Genomic DNA, 23,868 nt, shown 5'->3' with positions numbered 1-23,868 from the left:
GCTGGGTTTTGTTTTTAGTTAAATACTTTCTGCCAAGTTTCTACTGCAAAGTTACCTTTGCTATAAAATTTTAAAGCAAATTTTTCATATGCTTCAGTTCGATTAAATGAATTGAAAAATGCCACTAGCCTTATTTCGCTATACAACCTCTCCCACATAGGTGCAATCAAAAATATACTTAATTGTTCATTCCCAGCTACTGTAGTACGGAGCAAGTCTCCATAAAAATTTTTATCCTCCTGACTTAAATCAGATGAATTAATTAATTTTATTAAAGCTGAATAGATTTCAAGATATGTAAACAGCTCATAATAAAGTTCGTTATTATTTAAATTCTTACATACTTCCTCGAAATATTCTCTAATAATATTTTCATTAATCTCATCAATTTTTGAATAATTCTGCACCATTATTTTTTTATGAAGCTCAATAGTTAAAATTTTAAAAAAATTATACCCTTTAACTTTATTACCATTTTTATCACAAAATGCCAGTTCCTTAAATTTCTCATTTTTATAATTCAATAAAGAATAAAATTGATTTGCAAATACTGTATTTCTTGACTCTCTTACCTGCTCTTGATGGTTATTAATAGCTAGATTTAATTGTTGCTCATTAACTTTACGGGACTCTTGCAGAGAAGTTACTTGCAACCATGTAGAATAAGCCACCGCACACAAAGCGATAGAAGAAATAAGAGTATTTAAACTTCCATAAGTATCACCTACTGCCCCAAATTTTTTCCCATATTCTTCAGGGTTTATAAGAAAATGCTTCGTTATCAACCATTCAAAAAAAATAGGAAAACTTAACCAAGCAGCAACTACAGCAAGCAAAATGACTAATAAGATTAGCCAGTGATAATTTTTATTTTCCATTAATAGCCTAATTTTTATAAAGATAATTACTTGAATTGATTTGCATAAGTCTCAGCTAAAGAGACTAACCCTGAGCGCATTTCTTCACGTGTTTGACGGTATAACTGAATCAGCTTTGCTTCATCATATATTATCAAAATTTCGTAAAAAAATTTACCCAACAAAAAACCCCTAAGCCGTTAGCTTAGGGGTTTTCGTAGAATCTTACGATTCTGAATATGGTCCCGAGGGTCGGACTCGAACCGACACGTCATCTCTGACAGCGGATTTTGAGTCCGCCGCGTCTACCAATTTCACCACCTCGGGAGAGGAAGTATGTTTGTGTTGCGTATATTAGCGCGTTTGTAAAACTTGTCAAACCCTAAGTGAATATTATCGTTCACTTTTAGATCATTTAAACATTTTTCATGATTTAGGCCATAAGCACAGCCATAAAAAAGCGAAAAAGTTTATACTAGGCCCAATTTTTGCGGTGTTTTTTTCTAAATATGCAACTGTCCGACTTTTCCTTTGAATTACCAGATGAACTTATTGCCCGTTACCCTCTCGAATCACGTAGTGCTTCAAGGTTGTTGCACTTAGACTCAAAGGGTCAATATCACGATCACATGTTCACAGACATTATCGATCTGTTCGAAGAAGGTGATCTGTTAGTGCTCAATGACACTAAAGTCATGAAAGCACGACTTAAAGGAAAACGTTCTACAGGCGGTGCTATCGAGATTTTAGTTGAGCGCATGCTGAACCACACCACAGCGTATTGTCATATTAAATCGAGTAACTCGCCTAAAGCAGGTGCTGAGCTTTATGTTGGTGCAGATAACATTCCTGTGATTGTTCGTGGCCGTCACGAAAATTTATTTGTGGTTGAGTTTTCACAGCCAATTTTGCCTGTACTTGAGCAATATGGTCAGTTACCTATTCCGCCTTACTTTAACCGTGAAGCAGAAGAAATTGACACTGAACGCTATCAAACGGTTTTCCATAACCCAGAAAAAATTGCCAGTGTTGCAGCACCTACTGCAAGCTTACATTTTGATGAAACACTTTTAGAAAAATTAGAACAAAAAAATGTTCAAAAAACTTTTGTGACTTTACACGTCGGTGCTGGCACATTTATGCCGGTTCGTACTGATGACATTACCAACCATATCATGCACAGTGAATGGTGTGATGTGCCTCAAGAAACTATTGATTTAATTTTAGCGACTAAAGCACGCGGTAATAAAGTGATTGCCGTTGGTACAACAGCAACACGTGCTTTAGAAAGTGCAGCTCAAGCTCATGGTGGTAAAATCGCGGCTTGGACTGGTGACACGCAAATCTTTATCTATCCGGGCTATGAGTTCTGCATCGTAGATCGTTTAATTACTAACTTCCATTTGCCAGAGTCTACTCTGCTCATGTTGGTATCTGCACTTTCAAGTCGAGACAACATTTTGGCTGCTTATGAACATGCAGTTAAAAGCCGCTATCGTTTCTTTAGTTATGGCGATGCAATGCTGGTTGATAAATTAGACGTTTAAATACTAAGGCTGGGTTAAACCTTATAAGTTGATTCGAGGTTTAACCCAGCCCAAATACTCACAATAAAAAATAATGACTTTAGCTCTGTGAGTTGCAGAAATTTAGCAATGAAATCAGGCATCCACTTTTAAAGAAAAATTCTCAATTTAGAAAAATTTAGTATTTATCTCTTTCAATTTAAAAGATAATCTAGAAATAGCTCTTTATGATAATGCACTTATTACTTCCATGCCAATCGATACTGTACAAGAAGCTCTTCATATAAGGCGTAAAAAAAATACACAGGTTTTTCGTAATATTGCTCGACTTTGGGATGCTGGGCAAAAATCTCATTCAGCCCAAGATCTTTTAGATGCTTTACATCCATGGCGTGAAGATCACAACCTTCGCTTTTTTAATGTGTTCCCCTATTTACTCGCCATTTGCAGCATCACAATATTGACCTTTGGCTATTTTCTTCATCCACATATTCAATATATTTGGAGCTTTTTAGGTGCCTTTTTAACAGGGTTTCTGGCTTATTTACTCTATCAATCTCAAGAACCATTAACGCAAGTTATTCGTTATCTAGAACAACGCATGGTGATTTTGCGTTACAGTTTACAGTTTCAGCAGTTACCAGCTTATCTTCCCATTCATGCTCAGCCAGTTTTAGTTCTGAGTAAATTAAAACAGTATTTCCCTCTGTTTAACCGAGGGACTGAGTCTAACGAAATTACTCATTTTGCTTCGACGACATGGAACGATGGAGTAACCGATCATCAAGTCTTGCTGTTTCAATATCATTACGTTAATGAAATCCCTATTATTCAAGACCAAAATAGTGATAAAAAAATTATAAAAGAAATTCATAAAGATTTATGGGGCGCTTTTATATTTCAAATACCAGCTTTGGGCATTGCTGTTAGCAATCAACGTTCTCGTTTTTTTACTCCCTACACCAGTAAATGGCAAAGTAGCGATATTTTAATTAACCAAGAACTTAATATTTTTGGGATTGATCAACATCAGTTAGCCAAAGAAGTCAGTCCGAGCTTAACTTTAAAATTAAATGATTTTTTTCAGCACTTTAAAGGTGATTTAATTTATCATCACGAAGAACAAATTTTGTGTTATCTGGGGGAGCAAAATCTTTTTCAGACCACAAGTAAGCAAAGTGAAATTCATAATGTTTCAGCATTGCGTGGGCACTTGCGTACCATGACCATGCCGCAATATGAAAAATTTCAGCAATTAATGTTGAACTTAATTAAATAAATCTCTCGTATGACTTGATTGTCGTCTCATTAAAAATGAGAAGTCAAAAGTACACTGAGGGAATAACAATAAGGAACTGACCATGACTGGTTTAATTATTTTCTTGGGGATATTTGTTGTACTGATCGTCTGGGGCGTTCACATTCGTAATACCATCGTACGTTATTTTAATGCGACCAAACGTGCTTGGTCTGAGGTTGCTAATTTCGAACGTCAAAAGGTAAAGACTTTAGAGGCGCTTGAGACAACACTTAATCAATATACTCATTTTGAAAAATCGACATTAGAAAAAGTCACTGAATTACGTCAGCAAATTCTTAATTTAAATGTGAATAACACGGATATTTCTCAGCTCCAACAAATCGAGAAAATGAGCAAAGAACTAATTCACAGCTTAAATGTTATTGTTGAAAACTACCCTGAGCTTAAAGCCGATTCACTCTATAGCAAGATGATGGACGACATTCAGGAACAAAACGAAAATGTGGGTGCTGCGATTAGCATTTTTAACCGTAATGTCGAGCTGTTCAACAATCAGATTGAAGTATTCCCTAACAATCTCATCAATACATTAACTTTATCCAAGAAAGCGATTCGTCCTTTTAAGGATAATCTTGTTAATGAAAATTTTGACTATAAACCTAATTTTTAATAGGAAAAAAATAGGCCCTAACATATCGGAAATTTTATCTATTTTATAACCAGCTACATTTAGTAGTAGAACTACATCGCAGAATCAAGGAAAATAGCTCTCTTTTTAGCAGCGAACTGTTTCTTCGCCTCTGCTTGTGTTCAGGATTTTTAGATGAAGTTTGAAAAATTAGGTCAGTCGGGGCGCGCCCGTCGTGGTCGTTTAACTTTAGAGCATGGTGTTGTTGAAACACCTGTTTTTATGCCAGTGGGAACTTACGGCACAGTCAAAGGTATGCTACCGCGTGATATCGAAGACATTCAGGCACAAATTATTTTAGGAAATACCTTCCACTTATATTTGCGTCCGGGTCTTGAAGTGATTAAAGAACACGGCGGTTTGCATAACTTTATTAAATGGGATAAGCCAATTCTGACTGACTCTGGCGGTTTCCAGGTTTTTAGTCTCGGCGCAATGCGCAAAATCAAAGAGGAAGGTGTTACTTTCCGCTCGCCGATTGATGGTTCAAAAGTGTTTTTATCGCCTGAAATTTCTATGGAAATTCAGCAGGTATTGAACTCTGACATCGTCATGATTTTTGATGAATGTACACCTTATCCTGCAACGCATGAAGAAGCACAAAAATCATTGCAGCTTTCTTTACGCTGGGCAAAACGTTGTAAAACTCATCATCATGATGAACTCAAAAATAAGAATGCATTATTTGGCATTATTCAAGGCGGTATGTATGAAGACTTACGTGATGAGTCTTTAAATGGTCTTCTTGAAATTGGCTTTGACGGTTATGCGATTGGCGGCTTATCTGTAGGTGAACCTAAAGATGAGATGATCAAAGTTTTAGATTATCTACCAAGCAAAATGCCACAAGATAAACCGCGTTACTTGATGGGCGTTGGTAAACCGGAAGATATCGTTGAAGCGGTGCGCCGCGGTGTCGATATGTTCGACTGTGTAATGCCAACCCGTAATGCGCGAAACGGTCATTATTTTGTCACTGATGGTCTGGTACGTATTCGTAATAGTAAATATCGCCATGACCAAAGTCCGCTCGATCCACATTGCGATTGCTACACTTGTAAGAACTTTACCCGCGCTTATCTATTCCATCTTGAAAAATGTGGAGAGATGTTAGCGTCTATGCTCGGTACTATTCATAACTTACGTTATTACCAACGTTTAACTGAAGGTATGCGTGATGCATTAGAGAATGGCACATTTGATGAATTTGTTCAGGACTTCTATGCCCGTCGTGGTTTAGAAGTTCCACCATGTCCGGTTGATGAATAAGCCCGATTTGCGCTCAACCTCAAGACAAGGTAAATTGCAAAACGAATTAGGATTATGTCAGGTATCTGACTCATATTTTTAACTTTAGGAAATCAAAATGAGCTTTTTAATTTCTGCTGCACATGCAGCACCGGCAGCTGGCCCAACTACAGGTATTTTGCCAAACATCTTGATGATTGTTGTATTCGTTGCAATCTTTTATTTCTTAATTTGGCGTCCTCAAGCAAAGCGTGCTAAAGAGCACCGTTCTTTAATCGAAAGCTTAGGTGTAGGTAGTGAAGTTGTATTCGCTGGTGGTTTAATGGGCAAAGTGACCAAAATTGAAGGTGACTATGCAGTTGTTGAACTTAGCCGTGGTGTAGAAGTAAAAATTCAGCGTGCCAGCGTAATTTCAGTATTACCTGAAGGCACTCTAAATAACCTTTAATCATAAAACAGTCGTGCTTTAGCACGACTTTTTCATTTAAGAAGAAAGCGAATGCGTTACCCTGCATGGAAATATTTACTGATTCTGGTTGTTCTGGTAGTCAGTACATTATACGCACTGCCTAGTCTATATCCGGATGAGCCCGCCGTTCAAATTTCCGGTGCCAAAGCTGGTACCCAAATTGATCAAAGTGTGGTGCAAAAAGCAGAGCAAATTTTAAAAACAGCAAATATTGCAAGTCACGATAATACTTTTACAAATAATGCTGCCCTCTTGCGTGTCAGCTCTTCTGAAGCGCAGTTGAAAGCAAAAGAAGTATTACGCCGTGACTTAGGTGATCAATATGTTGTTGCCCTAAACCTTGCACCGACCACACCGGAATGGTTGCAAAAAATTGGGGCAAAACCAATGAAACTTGGTTTGGACTTACGTGGTGGTGTCCACTTCTTGCTTGAAGTAGATATGGACAAAGCCGTTGCCCAACGTATGGAAACCTCTGCCACCGATTTGCGTCGTCAGTTCCGTGAAAACAAGATCAAATTTAATAGTCTTGCTTTAACAAACAATGTAATCACTGTTCAATTTGCTGACAATGCTGACCGTGATGCAGCAATGGATTTTCTACGTCGTAATGGGAATGAATATACCCAACAGGCATTAGCAAGCTCTACAGGTTCTACTTTAAAGCTTACTTATACCGATGTACGTCGCCAAGAAATCCAGTCATATGCGGTAAACCAAAACTTAACAACATTACGTAATCGTATTAACGAACTTGGTGTTGCAGAAGCATTGGTACAAAGTCAGGGTAGCAACCGTATTGTCGTTGAATTACCGGGTGTTCAGGATACAGCTGAAGCGAAACGTGTTTTAGGCCGTACTGCAAACCTCGAATTCCGTTTGGTTTCTGACGCAAATGATCAATATATTGACCCATATACAGGTAAATATAATGGTCAACCTTTACCTCCGGGCACAGAAGTTTTTGCTTATGAGTCTTTAGATAGCGGTCGTCAACTTTTGTTGCAACGTAACCGTATCTTGACGGGTGAGCGTGTTCAAAATGCAAGTTCTGGCTTTAGCCAAGACTCTGGTGGTGCCGAAGTAAATATTACTCTCGACAGTGCTGGCGGTAAGCTTATGTCCGATGCAACTCGTAATGCTGTTGGTAAACGCATGGCGGTATTGTTCATCGAAAATAAGCAAAAAATTACTTATGTCACAGATCCTAAAACTGGTGCACAAACAGAAGTTCGTACTCCATACACTGAATCTGTAGTCATCAATGCTGCAACAGTTCAGGCTGTTTTAGGTTCAACTTTCCGTATTACCGGTTTAAGTTCTCCTCAAGAAGCATCAGAACTTGCATTAATGCTACGTGCAGGTGCTTTGGCTGCGCCAATGTATTTTGTTGAAGAACGTGTGGTTGGTCCAAGCCTTGGTCAAGAAAACATTGATAAGGGCGTATTATCAACTCAAATCGGCTTCTTGCTTGTTGCAATCTGGATGGTGGTTTTCTTCCGTCTATTCGGTTTAATCGCTAACTTTGCACTTGTTGTTAACTTGGCAATGATTTTAACGGTTATGTCATGGATTGGGGCTTCCCTCACCTTACCAGGTATTGCGGGTATCGTTATTACCATTGGTATGGCCGTCGATGCGAACGTATTGATATGTGAGCGTATTCGAGAAGAAATGCTCTGGGGTGCATCGCCCAAACAGGCCATTGTGGCCGGTTATGATCGAGCCTACAACACCATTTTTGACTCGAACTTAACGACGTTCCTCGTTGCATTCATTCTGTTTGCAATTGGTACAGGCCCGATCAAAGGTTTCGCCGTAACATTAATGATTGGTATCGTGTGTTCGATGTTTACTGCAATTACAGTGACTCGCGCAATTGTACAAATCATTTATGGTAAACGCCGTAATTTGAAAAAGTTGAGCATTTAAGGAGATCGATGATGACTAAAGTGACTCAACAAGATTCAAAACAATATGGACGTCCGGATGATGCAAAAATCATCCCGTTCATGAAGATTGCTAAACCTGCGGCAATCTTCTCGATCCTTATTACGTTAGCGAGTATTTTCTTTATTGTAACTAAAGGTCTTAACCTCGGTTTGGACTTTACAGGTGGTGTTTCAGCTGAGCTTAACTACGCTCAACCAGCAAATCAGTCTGAAGTTATTCAGGCACTCGACAAAGCTGGCTTTAAAGATGCTGTAGTACAGACACTTGGTAGCAATAAAGACTTACTTGTACGCATGCCTGTACAAGAAGTTAAGGTTGAAGACCTTAATAACGCGATTACTAAGGCTGTACAGTTGCCAAACAATGCCGCAGAAGTTCACAAAGTGGACTCTGTAGGTGGTCAAGTTGGTAACGAGCTCTATGTTCGTTCTGCTGGTGCAGTTGCACTTGCACTTATCTTAATGTTGATTTACGTGACGATCCGTTTCGAGTTTAAACTCGCGATGGGCGCCGTGATGTCTTTATTCCACGACATCATCATTATTATTGGTGCTTTTGCATTATTCCAGTGGCCATTTGACCTTACGGTTTTAGCTGCGGTACTTGCTGTCATTGGCTTCTCGCTTAACGATAACATTGTAGTGTCAGACCGTATCCGTGAAAATTTCCGTAAAATTCGCGGTGCGACTCCTCGTGAAATCGTCGATATTGCTTTAACCGAAACTTTACGTCGTACCATTCATACATCAATGACCTTATTACTAGTCGTTCTAGCAATGATGTTCTTAGGTGGTGATGGTCTACACTGGTTCGCTGTTGCAATGTTTGTTGGTGTCTTTGTAGGTACTTACTCTTCAATTTATATCGGTACAGCTTTTGCCTTATGGCGTGGTCTTAACCGTCAGGACTTCATCGTTCAGGTTAAACCTGAATTTGAAGATGACATTCCTTAAGTTGAATAAAGTAAGACTTATAAAAAAACCGCGATTAATTCGCGGTTTTTTTATTTAAAACATATTATTTACGGCGTAATGCATCCGAAATTGCTTCAACCAACTGTTGAGAAATTTCTTGTTTAGATGCTTTTTCTAACTCACGCTTTTTCATGTGATAGTTCTCAGCAAAGAAAACCGTCATCGCATTTTCATCAGAAGCAAAACCAATATCTGCACGTGATACATCGTTACATGCAATCATATCGAGCTTTTTAGCAACCAGCTTTCCTGCCGCATATTCTTCAACATTTTGTGTTTCAGCGGCAAAGCCCACCATAAATGGACGTTTTTCCTGACCAGCAATAGTTGCAACAATATCCGGATTTTTTACAAGGGAAACATTCAACTCATCCCCTGCCTTCTTAATTTTATGCTCGGCAACTTCTGCTACACGATAGTCAGCGACTGCGGCGGTTGCAATGAAGATATCACAGCCTGTTTCTAATGAATCCATACTGATATCTAACATCTGTCTTGCAGAGGCAACATTTACTCTTTTTACACCATTCGGTGTATCTAAACTTACAGGTCCAGCAATCAGAGTCACTTGTGCACCAGCAGCGTAACAAGCAGCCGCTAAAGCAAAGCCCATTTTACCAGTACTGTGGTTCGAGATATAACGAACAGGGTCAATTGCTTCACGTGTTGGCCCAGCCGTAATCACAACTCGCTTACCTGCCAACAACCCAAATTTTTCAGCAATTGCACGTTGAGCCTGATGGAAGTAGCCAGCCACTTGCTTGGCAATTTCTTCTGGCTCTGGCATTCGGCCTAAACCAACATCACCACACGCCTGCTCACCCGCATCTGGCATGATCACATGCACACCATCTTCGACCAAGGTTTGTAAATTTCGTTGTGTAGCTTTGGCCGCCCACATTTGCTGATTCATGGCAGGCGCAACCCATACAGGAGATTTTGTTGCCAAAAATACTGTACTGAGCAAGTCATCTGCTAAACCATGCGCAAATTTTGCCAAAGTATCGCAACTTGCAGGCGCAACCAGTAATAAATCAGCCCAACGTGCTAATTCAATATGTCCCATTCCAGCTTCAGCCGCAGGGTCTAAAAGTTCAGTATGGACAGGATTACCAGAAAGAGCCTGAAAAGTTAGTGGGGTAATAAATGCCTGAGCACCATGTGTCATGACTACACGCACATCAAAGCCATAATCTTTGAGGCGGCGGACTAAGATGGCACTTTTATAGGCAGCAATTCCGCCAGTAACAGCTAAAACAATGTTTTTATGAGGAATAACACTTAGATCAAAGCTCACGAACAGGATACCTTACTGTTGCAGTGGCGCTCACAATAGCATTAAATACGCGCAGACCCAAGATTGATTGGGCAAACAAAATAAAATTTTAAGCGAATTATGCTGGGGAATATGAATACTTCTATTAAAAATTGGCCCGAACAAGAGCGGCCAAGAGAACGGTTATTGCAACAAGGCCCTCAAAGTCTCTCTGATGCAGAGCTATTGGCGATTTTTCTTCGCTCAGGTTCAAAGCAACATTCAGCAGTCGAATTGTCACGTTTACTCATTCAACATTTTGGTAGCCTAAATGCAGTATTTGATTCATCGTTAAGCGAATTAACTCAATTTAATGGAATTGGAGCAACGAAATATTCTCAATTACTGGCAGTCAAAGAACTCGGACGACGTTATCTCAATCATCACTTTCAGAAGAATAATCTTAGTCTTCACTCTTCTGATTTAGTTTTGGATTATTTACGCTATGAATTAAAAGGTGAAAAACAAGAAGTCTTTGCCGTGCTGTGTCTAGACCCAGAATTAAGAAAGCTCCATTTTAAAAAGCTATTTTTTGGTTCAATGCAACATTGTGCAGTCTCGGTCAATCAAACCTTACGCTACGCCTTACAACAGCATGCTTGCCAGCTCGTTATTGCACACAATCATCCATTTGGTTCAGCACAGCCTTCTGCTGAAGATATTACCTTAACTCAACAACTGGAAAATGCATGCAAGCTTGTCGAAATACACCTCTTGGATCATTTTATTATTTCTCCAGAAGGAAGCTTTTCATTTGCTGAACAACAACTGCTCAACCCTGCAACAATATCAGTTCAATAATATTGACAAAGCTTAACTAAGTCTAGAAGATCAAAACAAAAATAGTGATGCTTAAAATAAAATGATTGTTCGTGATCAACCTAGTATTTTCAAAGTTTTATTCTCTTGGCGAGGGACGATTTTACCCAAAATTCTCCCTTCCTTAGGGTTTGTTATGTTGATCTCAGCAATCATTGGTGGCGTGGAATATATTAACCTTTATCGCTTTCCAGAAATTCCTTTAGTTGGCTTTACTCTGATTGGTGTCGTGCTTTCTATTTTTTTAGGATTTAAAAATACTGCATGTTATGACCGTTGGTGGGAAGCCCGGAAATTATGGGGTGTTTTAATTGCAACTTCGCGCCATTTTGACCGTGACTGCCGAATTTTGACTCAGGCTCGCCGTGAACGTGTCATTCAACATGTGATTGTTTTTGCTAATGTGTTACGAGATCGTTTACGTCGTCAGACTGCGAACCCAACTGAGTTAATACAAACCAGTGGTATGAGCCAGCAAGCACTCACCCAACTCTATCAGCAGAATAATGCCCCTCAGTACACGTTGAGCCTTATTCACTGGGAATTATTACAAGCACTTAAAGAAGGTGAAATCTCTGACATCATCTATGCACAGATGAATAAAAATGTTTCAGATTTAAGTGTAGTACAAACTGGCTGTGACCGAATTGCCAATACACCTATTCCATTTGCCTATTCAGTTTTGCTCAATCGCACTGTCTATTTTTTCTGTTTTATGTTGCCATTTAGTCTTGGTTCATTGCTTGGTTTAGCAACACCTTTACTGGTTGGAATTTTGGCATATACATTCTTAGGACTTGATGCACTAAGCTCAGAAATTGAAGAGCCTTTTGGTACTCAAAGCAATGATTTACCTTTAGATGCCATGGTACGTAGTATCGAAATTGAACTTTTAGGAACGCTAGGCAAACCTACGCCGCCTCCAATTCAAGCTCAAGATAATAACTTGCTCTAAGCGCTATTAGAGAAAACGCTCCCAAACACCTTGCTGATTAGCCGTTGGTTTAGGTGTATTTCCCAATTTAATCCATGGCATATTTTCACCATGAAAATCACTGCCAATCGATACAGCTAATTGATGTTGCTCAATCATCCGATCAACCATTTGGCGAGTAGATAACGTTTCCATAGGTGGAGGTAGCTCAATTGCATCTCCACCTGAAGTTGCGAACAATTCAATTAAATATCGAATGTTAGTTGCAGATAAATCATAACGAGTTGGATGTGCTAAAACCGCCAGCCCTTTACTTTCATGAATCACATCAATTGTTTCTTTTAATCCTAACCCTTCAAACTTAACAAAGGCTCGTCTTCCCTCTTTTAAGAAACGATCAAATGCTTGTTGAGGACGGGTTACTACATTCTTCTCGACCAGTGTTTTAGCAATATGGGTTCTTGTCACTCGATCGGCCTGATTTTCCACTTTGGCAAGAACATCTTCATAGATCTGAAAACCAATACATTTTTCTAATAAATCACAAATGACTTTAGCTCTTTGCGCTCGTACTCTTTTTTGTTGTTCTAATGCTTCTAAAATTGGTGCTTCATCTTGCATGTTTAAAGCAACAATATGTACGCCATAACTCTTTTTAGTTGTTGGGCGTGACCACTGACTCGAAATTTCCGTACCAGAAATGATTTTTAAATCATGACTTTGCGCAGCAATTCTAGCTCGCTGCAATCCGTCCATTGTATCGTGATCAGTTAAAGCCAAAGTATGCAAATTCACATCAATAGCAGCTTGCACCAGTAATTCCGGAGACAAAGTTCCATCAGAAATATTGCTATGTGTATGTAAATCTATGCCTTGCATCTTTTATACTATGCCATTCACCAAACCTGATCAGATACTCTAACATGAAAGCACTTCTGGACTTTGTTCCATTAATTATTTTCTTCTATTTATATAAAACAGTTGATCCAGCTAACGCACAGCATCCTTTACTTAAACTGATCGGGTCTGCGGGCGGTGCAGATAATAATAATATTCTTGTAGCAACTACTGGTCTAATTATTTCAATGCTCGTGGTATATGGTGCCCTATTTATTTTCCAAAAATTCCGTCTAGATAAACAACAATGGTTTGTATTGTTTATGACTGTGATTTTTGGTGGCATCACGCTCATGCTAAGTGATGATTTCTATATTCGTCTGAAAGCTGCAATTTTAAATTTGGTTTTTGCAGGCGCATTCTTGGTTTCACCTTGGTTTGGTAAAGACCGTAAGCCACTCATACGACGTTTATTTGATCCTATTTTAGAGTTAAGTGAAAAAGGTTGGAAAAATTTAAACTTCGCTTGGGCAGTTATGTTTGTAGTGATGTCTTGTTTACATGTGTTCTTCGCATTTTTATTTCACGGCGGAAAATATTGGGGCGAATTTACTGCATTTGGTGACATGATTGTGATGTTTTCATTTATCATTATTCAGTTCATTATTTTACGTAAACATTTTAAGTCACCAGACGCTTAAAGTGGTTCCTGATTGATTATAGAGATACGATTACATGCCTTTTTTTGTTCTAAGCTGTACCGATAACGAAGGAACTTTAGAGAAGCGCTTAGCAGTACGCCCTCAGCATATCGAACGTCTACAAAAACTCGATGATGAAGGCCGCCTCGTTACAGCTGGTGCTATGCCAAAAGATCCTAATGATCCACAAGCAGGCTTCTATGGTAGCACCATGATTGTTGAATTCGACAGTCGCGAAGCATTAGATGAATGGTTAAAAGAAGAACCATTTCTCAAAGAAGGCATTTATGCCCATATTGATGTAAAACCGTTCAATAAAGCATTTCCAAAAGGGTAATCGCATGCAGCTTGCAATCAAAGGCTTTCTTGGCTTGTGTTTGATATGTTCAACTGCTGGAGCAGTTGAACCTGCTGCAACACCAGCAACACCTCCTCCAAGCGCGCCTTCAACTCAGGCAGCTAAACCCGCTCCTACAGCACCAACAGGTGTAAAAACACCGACTACAGCTCAGCCACTTACAGCTGAACAACTCGTAAAGAATAAACAACAGCAAGATGCGAAAATCAAAGCTTTAGTTCAAGATCAAGCATCTCGCTTAAAACAGTTAGAACATGCCAATCTTGAAGCACTTGCTCAGAACCAAGAGCTACAGTTAAAAAACGACAGCCTCTCTGTTCAGGTTCAAGTTTTACAAAGCGAACGTAGTGCACAAATGTTTTTATATGGCGCGGTTACCTTAGCGGGTGGCGTATTGCTAGGATTCTTTATTGCTAGTTATATCCATACAAAACGTCGACGCCAGTGGTAAATCGAAACAATCTATTAAACCAAATGAACGTATCAAACCGTATCCAAACAGCAGAACTGGACTGGGAATTAATCGATGGTATCGAGGTTCCCATTTCCAAACAATTTGGTGATGTCTATTTCTCTAAAGATAATGGCTTACTTGAAACACGACATGTTTTTCTAAATGGTAATGACTTATCAGAACGCTTAGCCAATCTAAAAGATTTTGAATATTTCAGTGTAGGAGAAACTGGTTTTGGTACAGGTTTAAACATTCTTGCACTCTGGCAACTTTGGCAACAAGTTCGTCCAGACAATCAAAGTCATTTACATGCAATTAGTGTTGAAAAATTTCCCTTAAGTAAAGCTGACCTTATTCGGGCTTTAAATGTCTGGGATGAGCTTAAACCACTTGCAGAGCAGTTAATTGAACAATATCCGCTCCCTATTGCTGGATGTCATCGCTTAACTTTTCCAAACGAGCGTTTTAGCATCGACCTATGGCTAGGAGATGCACAAGACATTTTCCCAAGCATAGCGAAAACTAAAGCAGTAAATGCTTGGTTTTTAGATGGCTTTGCGCCCTCTTGCAATCCAGAGCTGTGGGAACAAAATGTTTTAAACCATATTGTTCGTCTTTCAGAATATGGCAGCACATTTTCCTCTTTTAGTGTCGCGGGTGTTTTAAAACGTGGGCTAAAGGCGCACGGTATTACTATTTCTCGTCCACGTGGTTTTCGGCATAAACGGGAAATGCTCAAAGCAATCTGGAATCCACCTCAATCTGATGATGAATCCTCACAATTAGACCAAGTTCAGTCATTGGGTAAAGAACAGCAGCATATTGCGATAATTGGGGCCGGTGTAGCAGGTTTAACTACGGCGTGGGCATTTGCAGCACGCGGGCATCAAGTCACCTTATACGAGCAAACAGAAGCATTATCTGGTGCTTCTGGAAATCCTTTGGCATTGCTTAATCCTAAACTATGTCCGATTGAACAAAGCCATGAACATCTCATGACTTTAAGTTGGCAACATGCTTTAAATTTTTATAAAAATTTTCAAGCATTCCGTCCACTTCAAATACAACAAATCGCATTGAAAAATGCAGATGAACTTCTCGATCTTGTAAACCAATATCCAGCAGAAGTTGTTACCCATTCAACAAACTCACTTGAAACTGCATATTCTAGTGTTTCACTGACCGAAGCGGGTTCTGTTTCACCACATCAACTACGTGATGAAATTTTACAACACCCTTTAATTGCTCTAAAAATTGCCCATGTCACAGCACTGGTTCCTTTTGAAAATAAAGTTCAATTGCAGGCTGATAATGAAGTTATTGCTGAAGCAGACCATGCTGTTGTGTGCTGTGCTCGGGGAAGTGCTGCTTTATTTGAAAGCTATCCACAGTTAAAACCAATACGCGGACAAGTGAGCTGGGTTAATAATTCTTTTGCTCCCCTACCTTTAAATGAAGCTTATAGCTATGGTGGGTATTGTATGCAACTTGATGCTTCACAGATAATTTTAGGTGCATCTTTTTACCCAAATCGTGAAGATCAAGATGTGCTTCCCGAAGACCATGTGCATAACTTTGAATTAATCCACAGCGTATTCCCTGCATATGCAGAAAAGTTACCATCAACTTCGACGTGGCAAGGCCGTGCATCTATCCGTGCACAAAGCTTAGATTATTTTCCTCTGGTCGGAAAAATGCTTGAGAATAGTCGAATTGCTACTTTTGCGGGTCTTGGTTCTAAGGGCTTTCTATTTGCTCCTCTATGTAGCGAGATCTTGGTTGCCCAGATATTAGGAGAGGCTTGCCCAGTACCGGACAGTTTATTACAAAAACTGAATCCGCAAAGATTTCAAAAAAAAGTAAAACCTAAAAAGCCGTATTTCAAACCGCAATAGTTCTCTTCAATAAAAAAGCACCCTAAGGTGCTTTTTTTTATGCGCCCTGCTCTAGAGGCAAGCCAGCATCACGAGCTGCACGTGTCCCCCCCATCAGCACGACATATTCACGCGAGGCATCCAATCCTTCTAGTTTCTCAGCTGCACGAGGAGCTTTGCTACCACCACCACATAAAATATAAATCGGCTGACCCGCAGAGACCTGGTTCAAAATATCAGCATTCAAATCATTAATCGGGCGATTCACCGCACCTTTAACATGCCCTTCTGCATAAGCATTAGTATCACGGACATCCCAGATAACAGCATTTTCTGGGAATTCAAATGTTGTAATTTCTTGTTTACGGATCATTGTGCACTCCTTTGATGTAAACAACACTTGGCAAATGAAGAAAACCCTCTTAGCATCTCAAATATTCTTTCACTTTGTAAAGGTCTAAACTATGCCTTCTTTCGATATTGTCTCTGAATTAGAGTTATTTGAGGTTAATCATGCTGTACAAAACACACAAAAAGAGATTGCAACACGCTTTGACTTCCGTGGTCATGATGTTTCAGTCGAAATAAACGAAAAAAATAAAGAAATTAAAATCAGTACAGAAAGTGATTTCCAGTGTGAACAAGTTTACAACATGTTAGAAAATCACTTTTATAAACGTAAAATTGATGTTCAAGCACTTGATCCACAAAAAGCCGCTGCTTCAGGCAAAAATTTTGTACAAGTTATTAAACTTAAAGACGGTCTTGACTCAGATACTGCAAAAAAAATTAATAAAGCCATTAAAGAAAGTGGCGTTAAAGTGCAATCTTCTATCCAAGGCGACAAAATTCGTGTAACAGATAAAAAGCGTGACACTTTACAACAAGTCATGAATTTTTTACGTGAACAGCAATTTGGTGTGCCATTACAGTTTAATAACTTTAAAGATTAATCTCTTTTCGTGACATTCAAAGCTAAGGTAATTCCATGTCTCAATCCAATCGTCTATCAAAACTGGTAAAAGCGACTTCAAAATTCCCTAAAGGTATTCGGAGCACGCTTTGGAGCAAGGCGTTTGGTCGTATCGTGCCAATGGTGGGTACAGCAAATATCCGCTATCTGGAAGTAGACTCAAACCACGTTAAGGTCCGTTTAGAAAACCAGAAAAACATGCAAAATCATATTAAAGGAGTCCATGCTGCGGCGATGGCTCTTTTAGCAGAAACTGCAACAGGTTTTCTAACGGGTTTACATATTCCTGATAACCGCATTTTATTAATCAAATCATTGCATGTAGATTATTTAAAAGTGGTTGAAGGCGGTTTGACTGCTACAGCAACATTGTCTGCTGAACAGCAAAAGTTTATTGCAGCTAATGAGAAAGGTGAACTTGTGATTCCGGTTACAGTCATTGATGATGCAGGCAATGAACCAATCCAGTGCCAAATGCTGTGGGCATGGTTACCTAAACGTAAGAAATAATAACTAATCTAAAGTACTTTTAGATTTTTATTTGCCTCAAGATATAAAAATTATTTTTTATATCTTGAGGTTAAAAATGAAAAAAATACTGATTCTTTCCTCTTTATTTACCAGTTTAATATTTACAACAATAACGACTCATGCGACTGAACCTAATCTTAAAACCAGTAAATTAACTTCGACTAAATCAGAAGCGATAGATAAAGTAAGTGCTCAAAACAAAAAAATAGTCATCGACTTTTATGAAGGCGTCTTTTTAAAACATAAAGTCAAAGAATATGCAGACCGTTATATTGGTCAACAATATATTCAGCACAATCCTAATGTGCCAGATGGGAAAGCACCTTTCGTTAATTTCTTCACTGAAAAATTCCAAAAAAATCCTCAAGCTAAAAATGAGATTAAACGTGCGATTGCCGAAGGTAATCTTGTCGTTTTACATGTCCATTCGACTGAAAATGAAAAAGATCGAGGAAGAGCGATTATTGATATATTTCGTGTCGAAAATGGAAAAATCGTAGAGCATTGGGATGTAATACAAAATATTCCTGAGCAAAGCAAAAATACCAATACGATGTTTTAATTCTAAAAATGAGTTCTTTCTCTAAATTAAAAATTAAAGCCTGAATACTGATATTCAGGCTTTATACGTTTTATTGAGCATCTAAAAACTTTTGTCTTGCTTCTTCGGGTATTTGACGCTTATTACCTTTTACATCCACTGCTACAAAGGTAAAGACTCCTTCAGTAATACGTATTGGCTCACGAGAGTCATCATGACTATCCCAAACTTCAATTTGCATCTGAATAGAAGTATTTCCAACTTTTAAGATTTTGGTATAGCAGCTAATGACAAAGCCAACCTTTACCGGAACCAAAAAGGTCATTTGATTAATGGAAATCGTAGCACAACGGCCACGACTGAAACGTTCTGCGTGAATTGCTCCAGCCAAGTCCATTTGTGACACAATCCATCCACCAAACACATCACCACTCCAGTTTGTATCTGCTGGCATGGCAATCGTTTGTAAGGATAAAATTCCTTCTGGTTTGGTATAAGCTTCTGACACCTTAGCTCCCGAAATTCGTTTGAAGTTGTTGATCGAGCCACTGCTGCAATTCAGGCGCACGTAATGCACCGCTAATACGCGCGACCTCTGTCGTTTTATTCATTAAGACAAGTGTCGGAATACTTCTCACATGAAAAGCTTGGCTCAAGCGAGGTGATTCTTCGGTATCAATCTTGGCAAAAATAACGCCTGGATTCTGTTTTGCGACCTGCGCAAAATGTGGAGCCATCATTTTACAGGGTCCGCACCATTCTGCCCATAAGTCTATGAGAATAGGTAAATCACTATTCGTGATGTAGTTACTAAAATTTTGCTCATTTAGTTCAATAGATGCAAGCGGTAGTAATGGCTGATGACATTGCCCACAGCTTGGTTGCTCAGGAAGTTTTTCTTCCGGAACTCGGTTTTTAGCACCACACGATGCACATACAATAATCATTTACATCACTCCTATATGCTGATGTAAAAATTCTAATTGGGTTATCACTGCTTTTTCAAACCATGAACCGTGATAGATATCAAAATGTTTCATATCCCACTCATGATAACTCACAAAAGGTGCAATATTTGTCGCGGCTTCGCGACTGGACTCAATAGGAATAAGTGAATCTTTTTGGGCTGCAATAAATAAAACAGGAATATTAATCTGACGTACAACCTGAATTGGACGGTATCGCATCAAGTTAAAAAAGACACGAGCTGGGACTTCCCCGCTCCAATAATAGTCAGGATTTACAATCGATAGATAGCCATAATAACTATCTGCTGTAGGCATAAAGCATAAATTATGTTGATCAACCACAGGCAACCTCTTTGGATTAAGCCCCATTTTTGATCCCATATAATCCTGACTCGATAACTTCAATGCTTGAGGATAGCGTTGCAAAGGATAGAGCTTTGCAGTTTCAGCGCCATCTACATAAGGAATTTGTACTAAGATTGCCTGAATATTCTTTAATTCAGAAGCTAGGCTTAGCGCATATCCGCCACTTAGAGAAGTTCCCCACAGCACAATCCTTCGGTTATCTACAAGCTTACAGGTCGAAGCATATTGAATAACGGTCTTCCAATCTTCTAATTGGGAATTGATTGAGACCATTTCTCTAGGCTTGCCAGTACTCCCACCCCAATATCGATAATCAAACAAAATAACAGCATAACCTGCTTGAGCGAACCGCTGAGCGTATTGAATTAGTTTAAATTGACGCAACGCAGCAAAACCATGGGCCATAATAATTACGGCAGATTTCTTATTTGTTTTAGGAATATAAAAATCAGCTGCGATCGTTTCCTGACCACATGGAACATATAAAGGCTCAACCGTATAAGCGTGCATATGTGCTCCGTTGAAATAGAATATGAATAACCAATTTTAAAATAGCGCGATGATCGTTTTTAAAATTTATAACTTAGCTATAAGACATAACTTTCTCAGTCAGAACAACACAAGAGTGTCTTGTATCTCAGGTTAAGCTTAATGCTATGATACAGCATAAGAGGTTTTGTTAAATTTTGGAGTGACGAAATGTCAGATAATGTTGGTTTCGCAGGTCAAATTGGTCCAGAGCATGTTGGCCAAGTTGTAGAAAAAGGATTTAAATCGATTATTAATAATCGACCAGATATGGAAGGCGGCCCAGAACAGCCTACAAGTGCTCAAATTGAAGAAGCAGCACGCCAAGTAGGTCTAGACTATGTTTATCAACCTGTTGTAGCTGGACAAATTACAGAACTCGATGTACGTACTTTTGCTAATCATTACAACGAGTTGCCAAAACCTGTACTTATGTTTTGCCGCACAGGAAACCGCTCAAATAATCTATATCAATTAGCAAAACAAATGGATTTATTAGACGACTAATTTTAAGAAATTAATATTCCATAAAACCCTATTTCTTCCTTAAAGTAGGGTTTTTTGATAACTTATTTTGCATATCTCTGCACGAATTCAACAGAACTAAAAATAATATTGATCTAAAGTATTTAAATCTTTTTTGAATCATTTATTAATTTTTATGAATAAATTTATATTCGCTCTTTTAAGCTGTTTAATTCTTACAGCATGCTCCTCAATGCAAGTAAAACCTACGGTTGGAGTAACTATGGGTACAAGAATTTAATTAGCTAATTGCCTATAAATATAATGAGCAACCTCATGAAATATATGTTATTTTATAAATCTAAAAAATTATTTTAAATAACTTATCATTTTAATTGGGGATAATGATGAAACTTACTCATGGGGTATGTGGGATTACTTTGGCTGCTTTTTTGACAGCTTGTGGTGGAGGTGGCGGTGATGGCTACTATAACCAAAATTCAAGTTCTGGCTCTACAACAACACCAACCACACCATCAACAGATCAAGAGTTGGCTACTTCTGTTTTAAATAGTGTAAAGCAAGAAGGAAAATATTTGTTTGGCGCCTATGATCTTAACGATGAAAAACTATCAAAAGGTTACATTGATCACGCACTAGACACCTTCGCTCAAGGTCCACTCAAGTTAACCTTAGATATTCGCAAAGTAGATCTTATCAAGTACTCCGACCATTATCGTGATAAATGCTTTATTAAAAGTACTACAGACTACCGCGCCTGCTATGTATTTAAAGGTGAAGAAATTAAAAGTTTACTCACTGGATATAGTGATTGGGACTTTGATATTACGGCAGATGATTTAAAAAATATTAAACTAGCGAATGACAATACCTCTCCGAATTTAGAGGATTATCAATCAAATACCAGAATTTATATTTTTCAAAATGAAAATAATGATAAGAACTTCCAAGATGTAACAATTACTGGAGCCTTTGCGTATCCATTCCAACAGTCATGGGGACTTGAACAAACTAAGCAAAAAAGATTCGTATTAATTAATTCAACAACAAGTGATTATAAAATCACTACATCGACTATTGTTCAAGATCCAGATACAGCTCAACCGACTGAAAAAGAAGTTACTACTGGTGCAATGAGTGTATATAAAGATAATACATCAACTGATGGTGATCTCTACGTAGTTCAGAGTGGTTCTGGTTTCAACGTACTTATTAATGATAACCCAAATGTTCCTTTTGCAGAGCCAATTTCATTTATTGTGAACTCTACTCCAGGCAATACGAACAATGCGACATATCAAGTGAAACTCAGTGGTAATCAAGTATTGAGTCTACCAAGTATTACTGGTATTGAAGGAAGTCGCGTTGAGAATCAATCTCCAACAACGAATGCACAAAAATTTAATGGCAGTATTTATTTAGAAGGACCAAATATTTTCACTTTTAAACAGTCTCCGAATGGAACTACATTAAACTTTAAGCATGTCATTAATGGTATCAGCATTGAAGGTCAATCTATTAATCAAAATGGGACTGTTTCAACCACTTTAAAAACACCTTTTATGCAAAAATTTACATTTTAAAGCTAAATAATTAGAGCCAAACCCTCTGTTCAAGAGGGTTTTTCTATATATTCTAAATATCTATTAAAATAGCTTAATGACAATGTTCGATATTATTATCATTGGCGCAGGTACTGCTGGTATTAGCGCATATAAAGAAGCCATTAAACATACCAATAATATTTTAATTATAAATGATGGGCCATGGGATACTACTTGTGCTCGTGTAGGTTGTATGCCAAGTAAAGTCCTTATCTCTACAGCAAACCGTATGTTTGACATTCAAAATGCTCAAGAGGTTGCTTTGAATGTATCTGCAAAAATTAATACAGATCAAGTGATGCAGCACGTACAAACTTTACGTGATCGTTTTACACAAGCAACATTAAAAGATGTAGAACAATGGCCTGCAGAACATAAAATTTCTGGTAAAGCACATTTTATGGATTCACAAACTGTAGAAGTTAATGGGCAACAGTACCAATCAAAAAGTTTTATTCTCGCTGTCGGTTCAACTCCTAATTATGATCAAACCTGGAAAAAAGAACTTGGTAATCGGCTTATAACAACAAATCAAATATTTGAGTTAAAAACACTGCCTAAATCTATTGCTGTCATTGGAAGTGGTGTGATTGCTCTTGAGATTGCTCAAGCAATGCATCGTTTAGGTGTAGAAACTACTATCTTTGCTCGTAGTAAACGAATTGGAGTACTTACTAGTTCTAGGCTTCAACAACTTGCACAAAAAGAGCTAGGCAAAGAGTTAAAAATTCTATTCGAAACACTACCAAATGAAGTTAAATGCAGTGAAGAAAACGTTGTATTAACTTACCAACTTAATGAAATAGAGAAAACTCTCAAAGTTGAATATGTTTTAGCAGCAACAGGCCGTACAAGTTTAATTGATACTTTAAAACTAGAAAATATTGATAACTCTTTTAAAGATATTAAGTTATTACCTATAAATGCAAAAACCAAGCAGTTAGACACATATCCAATTTTTGTTGTTGGTGATGCTTATACCTCAACACCACTGCAACATGAGGCGGCACATGAAGGGAAAAAAGTTGTTTATAACTGTTTGAATTATCCACAGGTTAATTCAGTTAAGACGCTTACTCCATTAGGAATTGTATTCAGTCATCCTGAAATGGCGGTCGTCGGGCAAAGTTATAAACAACTAAAAGACAATGGTATAGACTTTATTACAGGTGAAGCCTCTTATGAACGGCAAGGAAGAGCTATAGTTCTTGGGAAAAACAGAGGTGCGATTGAGGTTTATATAGAAAAAGGAAGCCAAAAACTTCTTGGTGCTGAATTATTTACAGAAGCAACAGAACATATGGCTCATTTATTAAGCTGGATAATAGGTGAAGAATTGACTTTAAATGATATTCTGGAGAAGCCTTTCTATCACCCTACTCTAGAAGAAGGTCTTCGCACTGCTTTAAAACATGCTCGTAGACAGTTGAAATAATCAATTTAGAAGAGTTCCCTTAATAAAAATCTGGCTCTTCTATACATTAAATTGTTTTCATTAATTTAATTCCTGCATAAGTAAACACCCCGGTTTCTTTCGAGACCGGGGTGTTAGAATAATGAGCTGGCGATGACTTACTCTCACATGGGAAACCCCACACTACCA

The 23,868-nt window shown here is 38.3% G+C and carries 26 protein-coding genes, 1 tRNA gene and 1 pseudogene; 19 read left to right on the top strand and 9 right to left on the bottom strand.

Annotation, left to right across the window (positions count from 1 at the left end; genetic code table 11):
• Nucleotides 1-14 precede the first annotated feature (14 nt).
• The 3 genes and pseudogenes from QLG01_RS10940 to QLG01_RS10935 form a co-directional block, all read right to left on the bottom strand.
• Nucleotides 15-878, bottom strand: a complete 864-nt coding sequence (locus tag QLG01_RS10940) for a hypothetical protein (protein ID WP_282496436.1) — start codon at nucleotides 876-878, stop codon at nucleotides 15-17.
• Nucleotides 879-904: 26 nt separating this feature from the next.
• A pseudogene (locus tag QLG01_RS19050) lies at nucleotides 905-1,003 on the bottom strand (XRE family transcriptional regulator); the annotation flags it as partial.
• Nucleotides 1,004-1,097: 94 nt separating this feature from the next.
• Nucleotides 1,098-1,184, bottom strand: a tRNA-Leu gene (locus tag QLG01_RS10935).
• Nucleotides 1,185-1,366: 182 nt separating this feature from the next.
• Between QLG01_RS10935 and queA the strand changes: the two genes are divergently transcribed.
• The 7 genes from queA (at nucleotide 1,367) to secF (ending at nucleotide 8,955) form a co-directional block, all read left to right on the top strand.
• Complete coding sequence (queA, locus tag QLG01_RS10930; RefSeq protein WP_282496435.1) at nucleotides 1,367-2,404, top strand: tRNA preQ1(34) S-adenosylmethionine ribosyltransferase-isomerase QueA; 1,038 nt, start codon at nucleotides 1,367-1,369, stop codon at nucleotides 2,402-2,404.
• 229 nt (nucleotides 2,405-2,633) lie between these two features.
• Nucleotides 2,634-3,662, top strand: coding sequence for a hypothetical protein (locus tag QLG01_RS10925; RefSeq protein ID WP_282496434.1), 1,029 nt, complete (start codon nucleotides 2,634-2,636; stop codon nucleotides 3,660-3,662).
• An 82-nt stretch (nucleotides 3,663-3,744) separates the two neighbouring features.
• Nucleotides 3,745-4,314, top strand: a complete 570-nt coding sequence (locus QLG01_RS10920; RefSeq protein ID WP_267531397.1) for a LemA family protein — start codon at nucleotides 3,745-3,747, stop codon at nucleotides 4,312-4,314.
• 153 nt (nucleotides 4,315-4,467) lie between these two features.
• Nucleotides 4,468-5,601, top strand: coding sequence for a tRNA guanosine(34) transglycosylase Tgt (gene tgt / locus QLG01_RS10915; RefSeq protein WP_004638765.1), 1,134 nt, complete (start codon nucleotides 4,468-4,470; stop codon nucleotides 5,599-5,601).
• A gap of 97 nt (nucleotides 5,602-5,698) precedes the next feature.
• On the top strand, nucleotides 5,699-6,028 hold the full coding sequence (yajC, locus tag QLG01_RS10910) for a preprotein translocase subunit YajC (protein WP_003655131.1): 330 nt from the start codon (nucleotides 5,699-5,701) through the stop codon (nucleotides 6,026-6,028).
• A 51-nt stretch (nucleotides 6,029-6,079) separates the two neighbouring features.
• Entirely contained in the window at nucleotides 6,080-7,981 is a 1,902-nt protein-coding gene (secD, locus tag QLG01_RS10905) for a protein translocase subunit SecD (RefSeq protein WP_282496433.1), read from the top strand.
• An 8-nt stretch (nucleotides 7,982-7,989) separates the two neighbouring features.
• Complete coding sequence (gene secF, locus QLG01_RS10900) at nucleotides 7,990-8,955, top strand: protein translocase subunit SecF (protein WP_282496432.1); 966 nt, start codon at nucleotides 7,990-7,992, stop codon at nucleotides 8,953-8,955.
• A 64-nt stretch (nucleotides 8,956-9,019) separates the two neighbouring features.
• On the opposite strand, the gene coaBC is transcribed toward secF, so the two are convergent.
• Nucleotides 9,020-10,273 (bottom strand): bifunctional phosphopantothenoylcysteine decarboxylase/phosphopantothenate--cysteine ligase CoaBC, encoded by a 1,254-nt coding sequence (coaBC, locus tag QLG01_RS10895; protein ID WP_009389455.1) that lies wholly within the window; start codon nucleotides 10,271-10,273, stop codon nucleotides 9,020-9,022.
• A gap of 99 nt (nucleotides 10,274-10,372) precedes the next feature.
• On the opposite strand from coaBC, the gene radC reads away from it, so the two are divergent.
• On the top strand, nucleotides 10,373-11,092 hold the full coding sequence (radC, locus tag QLG01_RS10890) for a DNA repair protein RadC (protein WP_192455222.1): 720 nt from the start codon (nucleotides 10,373-10,375) through the stop codon (nucleotides 11,090-11,092).
• 61 nt (nucleotides 11,093-11,153) lie between these two features.
• Nucleotides 11,154-12,065: a bestrophin family protein gene (locus tag QLG01_RS10885; protein ID WP_005309531.1), complete on the top strand. Its 912-nt coding sequence runs from the start codon at nucleotides 11,154-11,156 to the stop codon at nucleotides 12,063-12,065.
• A 6-nt stretch (nucleotides 12,066-12,071) separates the two neighbouring features.
• Here the strand turns inward: QLG01_RS10885 and QLG01_RS10880 are convergent, their stop codons facing one another.
• Nucleotides 12,072-12,923, bottom strand: a complete 852-nt coding sequence (locus QLG01_RS10880; protein ID WP_282496431.1) for a PHP domain-containing protein — start codon at nucleotides 12,921-12,923, stop codon at nucleotides 12,072-12,074.
• A gap of 44 nt (nucleotides 12,924-12,967) precedes the next feature.
• On the opposite strand from QLG01_RS10880, the gene QLG01_RS10875 reads away from it, so the two are divergent.
• From QLG01_RS10875 to mnmC, 4 genes are read left to right on the top strand one after another with little or no spacing between them, the layout of a single operon-like run.
• Nucleotides 12,968-13,582: a septation protein IspZ gene (locus QLG01_RS10875; RefSeq protein ID WP_174743592.1), complete on the top strand. Its 615-nt coding sequence runs from the start codon at nucleotides 12,968-12,970 to the stop codon at nucleotides 13,580-13,582.
• A 34-nt stretch (nucleotides 13,583-13,616) separates the two neighbouring features.
• Nucleotides 13,617-13,919 (top strand): YciI family protein, encoded by a 303-nt coding sequence (locus tag QLG01_RS10870; protein WP_005309522.1) that lies wholly within the window; start codon nucleotides 13,617-13,619, stop codon nucleotides 13,917-13,919.
• Between the two features lie 4 nt (nucleotides 13,920-13,923).
• On the top strand, nucleotides 13,924-14,391 hold the full coding sequence (locus QLG01_RS10865; protein ID WP_107881293.1) for a hypothetical protein: 468 nt from the start codon (nucleotides 13,924-13,926) through the stop codon (nucleotides 14,389-14,391).
• 23 nt (nucleotides 14,392-14,414) lie between these two features.
• Nucleotides 14,415-16,289 carry an FAD-dependent 5-carboxymethylaminomethyl-2-thiouridine(34) oxidoreductase MnmC gene (mnmC, locus tag QLG01_RS10860; protein WP_282496430.1) on the top strand — a complete coding sequence of 625 codons (1,875 nt, stop codon included), beginning with the start codon at nucleotides 14,415-14,417 and terminating at the stop codon, nucleotides 16,287-16,289.
• Between the two features lie 37 nt (nucleotides 16,290-16,326).
• Here mnmC and QLG01_RS10855 read toward each other — a convergent pair whose 3' ends face one another.
• Nucleotides 16,327-16,641, bottom strand: a complete 315-nt coding sequence (locus tag QLG01_RS10855) for a rhodanese-like domain-containing protein (protein ID WP_002116171.1) — start codon at nucleotides 16,639-16,641, stop codon at nucleotides 16,327-16,329.
• Between the two features lie 91 nt (nucleotides 16,642-16,732).
• On the opposite strand from QLG01_RS10855, the gene QLG01_RS10850 reads away from it, so the two are divergent.
• The 3 genes from QLG01_RS10850 to QLG01_RS10840 all read left to right on the top strand — a co-directional run bounded on the left by QLG01_RS10850 (nucleotide 16,733) and on the right by QLG01_RS10840 (nucleotide 18,334).
• Entirely contained in the window at nucleotides 16,733-17,221 is a 489-nt protein-coding gene (locus tag QLG01_RS10850; RefSeq protein WP_004789065.1) for a YajQ family cyclic di-GMP-binding protein, read from the top strand.
• 35 nt (nucleotides 17,222-17,256) lie between these two features.
• Nucleotides 17,257-17,751, top strand: a complete 495-nt coding sequence (locus QLG01_RS10845) for a DUF4442 domain-containing protein (protein ID WP_282496429.1) — start codon at nucleotides 17,257-17,259, stop codon at nucleotides 17,749-17,751.
• 76 nt (nucleotides 17,752-17,827) lie between these two features.
• On the top strand, nucleotides 17,828-18,334 hold the full coding sequence (locus tag QLG01_RS10840; RefSeq protein WP_282496428.1) for an ester cyclase: 507 nt from the start codon (nucleotides 17,828-17,830) through the stop codon (nucleotides 18,332-18,334).
• 70 nt (nucleotides 18,335-18,404) lie between these two features.
• On the opposite strand, the gene QLG01_RS10835 is transcribed toward QLG01_RS10840, so the two are convergent.
• Genes QLG01_RS10835 through QLG01_RS10825 form a run of 3 tightly spaced genes read right to left on the bottom strand, consistent with a single transcriptional unit; the run spans nucleotide 18,405 to nucleotide 20,157 of the window.
• Entirely contained in the window at nucleotides 18,405-18,821 is a 417-nt protein-coding gene (locus QLG01_RS10835) for an acyl-CoA thioesterase (RefSeq protein WP_151822489.1), read from the bottom strand.
• A gap of 1 nt (nucleotide 18,822) precedes the next feature.
• Nucleotides 18,823-19,260, bottom strand: a complete 438-nt coding sequence (gene trxC / locus QLG01_RS10830; protein ID WP_282496427.1) for a thioredoxin TrxC — start codon at nucleotides 19,258-19,260, stop codon at nucleotides 18,823-18,825.
• Nucleotides 19,261-20,157, bottom strand: a complete 897-nt coding sequence (locus QLG01_RS10825; RefSeq protein WP_005309502.1) for an alpha/beta hydrolase — start codon at nucleotides 20,155-20,157, stop codon at nucleotides 19,261-19,263. It lies immediately after the preceding gene.
• Nucleotides 20,158-20,346: 189 nt separating this feature from the next.
• Between QLG01_RS10825 and QLG01_RS10820 the strand changes: the two genes are divergently transcribed.
• The 3 genes from QLG01_RS10820 to QLG01_RS10810 all read left to right on the top strand — a co-directional run bounded on the left by QLG01_RS10820 (nucleotide 20,347) and on the right by QLG01_RS10810 (nucleotide 23,700).
• A complete protein-coding gene (locus QLG01_RS10820; RefSeq protein WP_002116083.1) occupies nucleotides 20,347-20,682 on the top strand; it encodes a TIGR01244 family sulfur transferase in 336 nt (111 codons plus the stop codon).
• Nucleotides 20,683-21,047: 365 nt separating this feature from the next.
• On the top strand, nucleotides 21,048-22,244 hold the full coding sequence (locus QLG01_RS10815; protein WP_282496426.1) for a hypothetical protein: 1,197 nt from the start codon (nucleotides 21,048-21,050) through the stop codon (nucleotides 22,242-22,244).
• A gap of 82 nt (nucleotides 22,245-22,326) precedes the next feature.
• Nucleotides 22,327-23,700 carry a dihydrolipoyl dehydrogenase gene (locus QLG01_RS10810; protein ID WP_282496458.1) on the top strand — a complete coding sequence of 458 codons (1,374 nt, stop codon included), beginning with the start codon at nucleotides 22,327-22,329 and terminating at the stop codon, nucleotides 23,698-23,700.
• Nucleotides 23,701-23,868: the final 168 nt, after the last annotated feature.

Origin of the sequence: Acinetobacter sp. V89_4, assembly GCF_029967875.1 — a bacterium.
In the GTDB taxonomy this organism is placed as follows: domain Bacteria; phylum Pseudomonadota; class Gammaproteobacteria; order Pseudomonadales; family Moraxellaceae; genus Acinetobacter; species Acinetobacter oleivorans.
Note: the sequence above shows the minus strand (reverse complement) of the source record. Positions and strands in the feature narration are given on the sequence as shown.

Bases quoted from the DNA above. Each gene is read 5' to 3' on its own strand.
- QLG01_RS10940 (WP_282496436.1), bottom strand. From the start codon at position 878: ATGGAAAATAAAAATTATCACTGGCTAATCTTATTAGTCATTTTGCTT.
- queA (WP_282496435.1), top strand. From the start codon at position 1,367: ATGCAACTGTCCGACTTTTCCTTTGAATTACCAGATGAACTTATTGCC.
- QLG01_RS10925 (WP_282496434.1), top strand. From the start codon at position 2,634: ATGCCAATCGATACTGTACAAGAAGCTCTTCATATAAGGCGTAAAAAA.
- QLG01_RS10920 (WP_267531397.1), top strand. From the start codon at position 3,745: ATGACTGGTTTAATTATTTTCTTGGGGATATTTGTTGTACTGATCGTC.
- tgt (WP_004638765.1), top strand. From the start codon at position 4,468: ATGAAGTTTGAAAAATTAGGTCAGTCGGGGCGCGCCCGTCGTGGTCGT.
- yajC (WP_003655131.1), top strand. From the start codon at position 5,699: ATGAGCTTTTTAATTTCTGCTGCACATGCAGCACCGGCAGCTGGCCCA.
- secD (WP_282496433.1), top strand. From the start codon at position 6,080: ATGCGTTACCCTGCATGGAAATATTTACTGATTCTGGTTGTTCTGGTA.
- secF (WP_282496432.1), top strand. From the start codon at position 7,990: ATGATGACTAAAGTGACTCAACAAGATTCAAAACAATATGGACGTCCG.
- radC (WP_192455222.1), top strand. From the start codon at position 10,373: ATGCTGGGGAATATGAATACTTCTATTAAAAATTGGCCCGAACAAGAG.
- QLG01_RS10885 (WP_005309531.1), top strand. From the start codon at position 11,154: ATGATTGTTCGTGATCAACCTAGTATTTTCAAAGTTTTATTCTCTTGG.
- QLG01_RS10880 (WP_282496431.1), bottom strand. From the start codon at position 12,923: ATGCAAGGCATAGATTTACATACACATAGCAATATTTCTGATGGAACT.
- QLG01_RS10875 (WP_174743592.1), top strand. From the start codon at position 12,968: ATGAAAGCACTTCTGGACTTTGTTCCATTAATTATTTTCTTCTATTTA.
- QLG01_RS10870 (WP_005309522.1), top strand. From the start codon at position 13,617: ATGCCTTTTTTTGTTCTAAGCTGTACCGATAACGAAGGAACTTTAGAG.
- QLG01_RS10865 (WP_107881293.1), top strand. From the start codon at position 13,924: ATGCAGCTTGCAATCAAAGGCTTTCTTGGCTTGTGTTTGATATGTTCA.
- mnmC (WP_282496430.1), top strand. From the start codon at position 14,415: ATGAACGTATCAAACCGTATCCAAACAGCAGAACTGGACTGGGAATTA.
- QLG01_RS10855 (WP_002116171.1), bottom strand. From the start codon at position 16,641: ATGATCCGTAAACAAGAAATTACAACATTTGAATTCCCAGAAAATGCT.
- QLG01_RS10850 (WP_004789065.1), top strand. From the start codon at position 16,733: ATGCCTTCTTTCGATATTGTCTCTGAATTAGAGTTATTTGAGGTTAAT.
- QLG01_RS10845 (WP_282496429.1), top strand. From the start codon at position 17,257: ATGTCTCAATCCAATCGTCTATCAAAACTGGTAAAAGCGACTTCAAAA.
- QLG01_RS10840 (WP_282496428.1), top strand. From the start codon at position 17,828: ATGAAAAAAATACTGATTCTTTCCTCTTTATTTACCAGTTTAATATTT.
- trxC (WP_282496427.1), bottom strand. From the start codon at position 19,260: ATGATTATTGTATGTGCATCGTGTGGTGCTAAAAACCGAGTTCCGGAA.
- QLG01_RS10825 (WP_005309502.1), bottom strand. From the start codon at position 20,157: ATGCACGCTTATACGGTTGAGCCTTTATATGTTCCATGTGGTCAGGAA.
- QLG01_RS10820 (WP_002116083.1), top strand. From the start codon at position 20,347: ATGTCAGATAATGTTGGTTTCGCAGGTCAAATTGGTCCAGAGCATGTT.
- QLG01_RS10815 (WP_282496426.1), top strand. From the start codon at position 21,048: ATGAAACTTACTCATGGGGTATGTGGGATTACTTTGGCTGCTTTTTTG.
- QLG01_RS10810 (WP_282496458.1), top strand. From the start codon at position 22,327: ATGTTCGATATTATTATCATTGGCGCAGGTACTGCTGGTATTAGCGCA.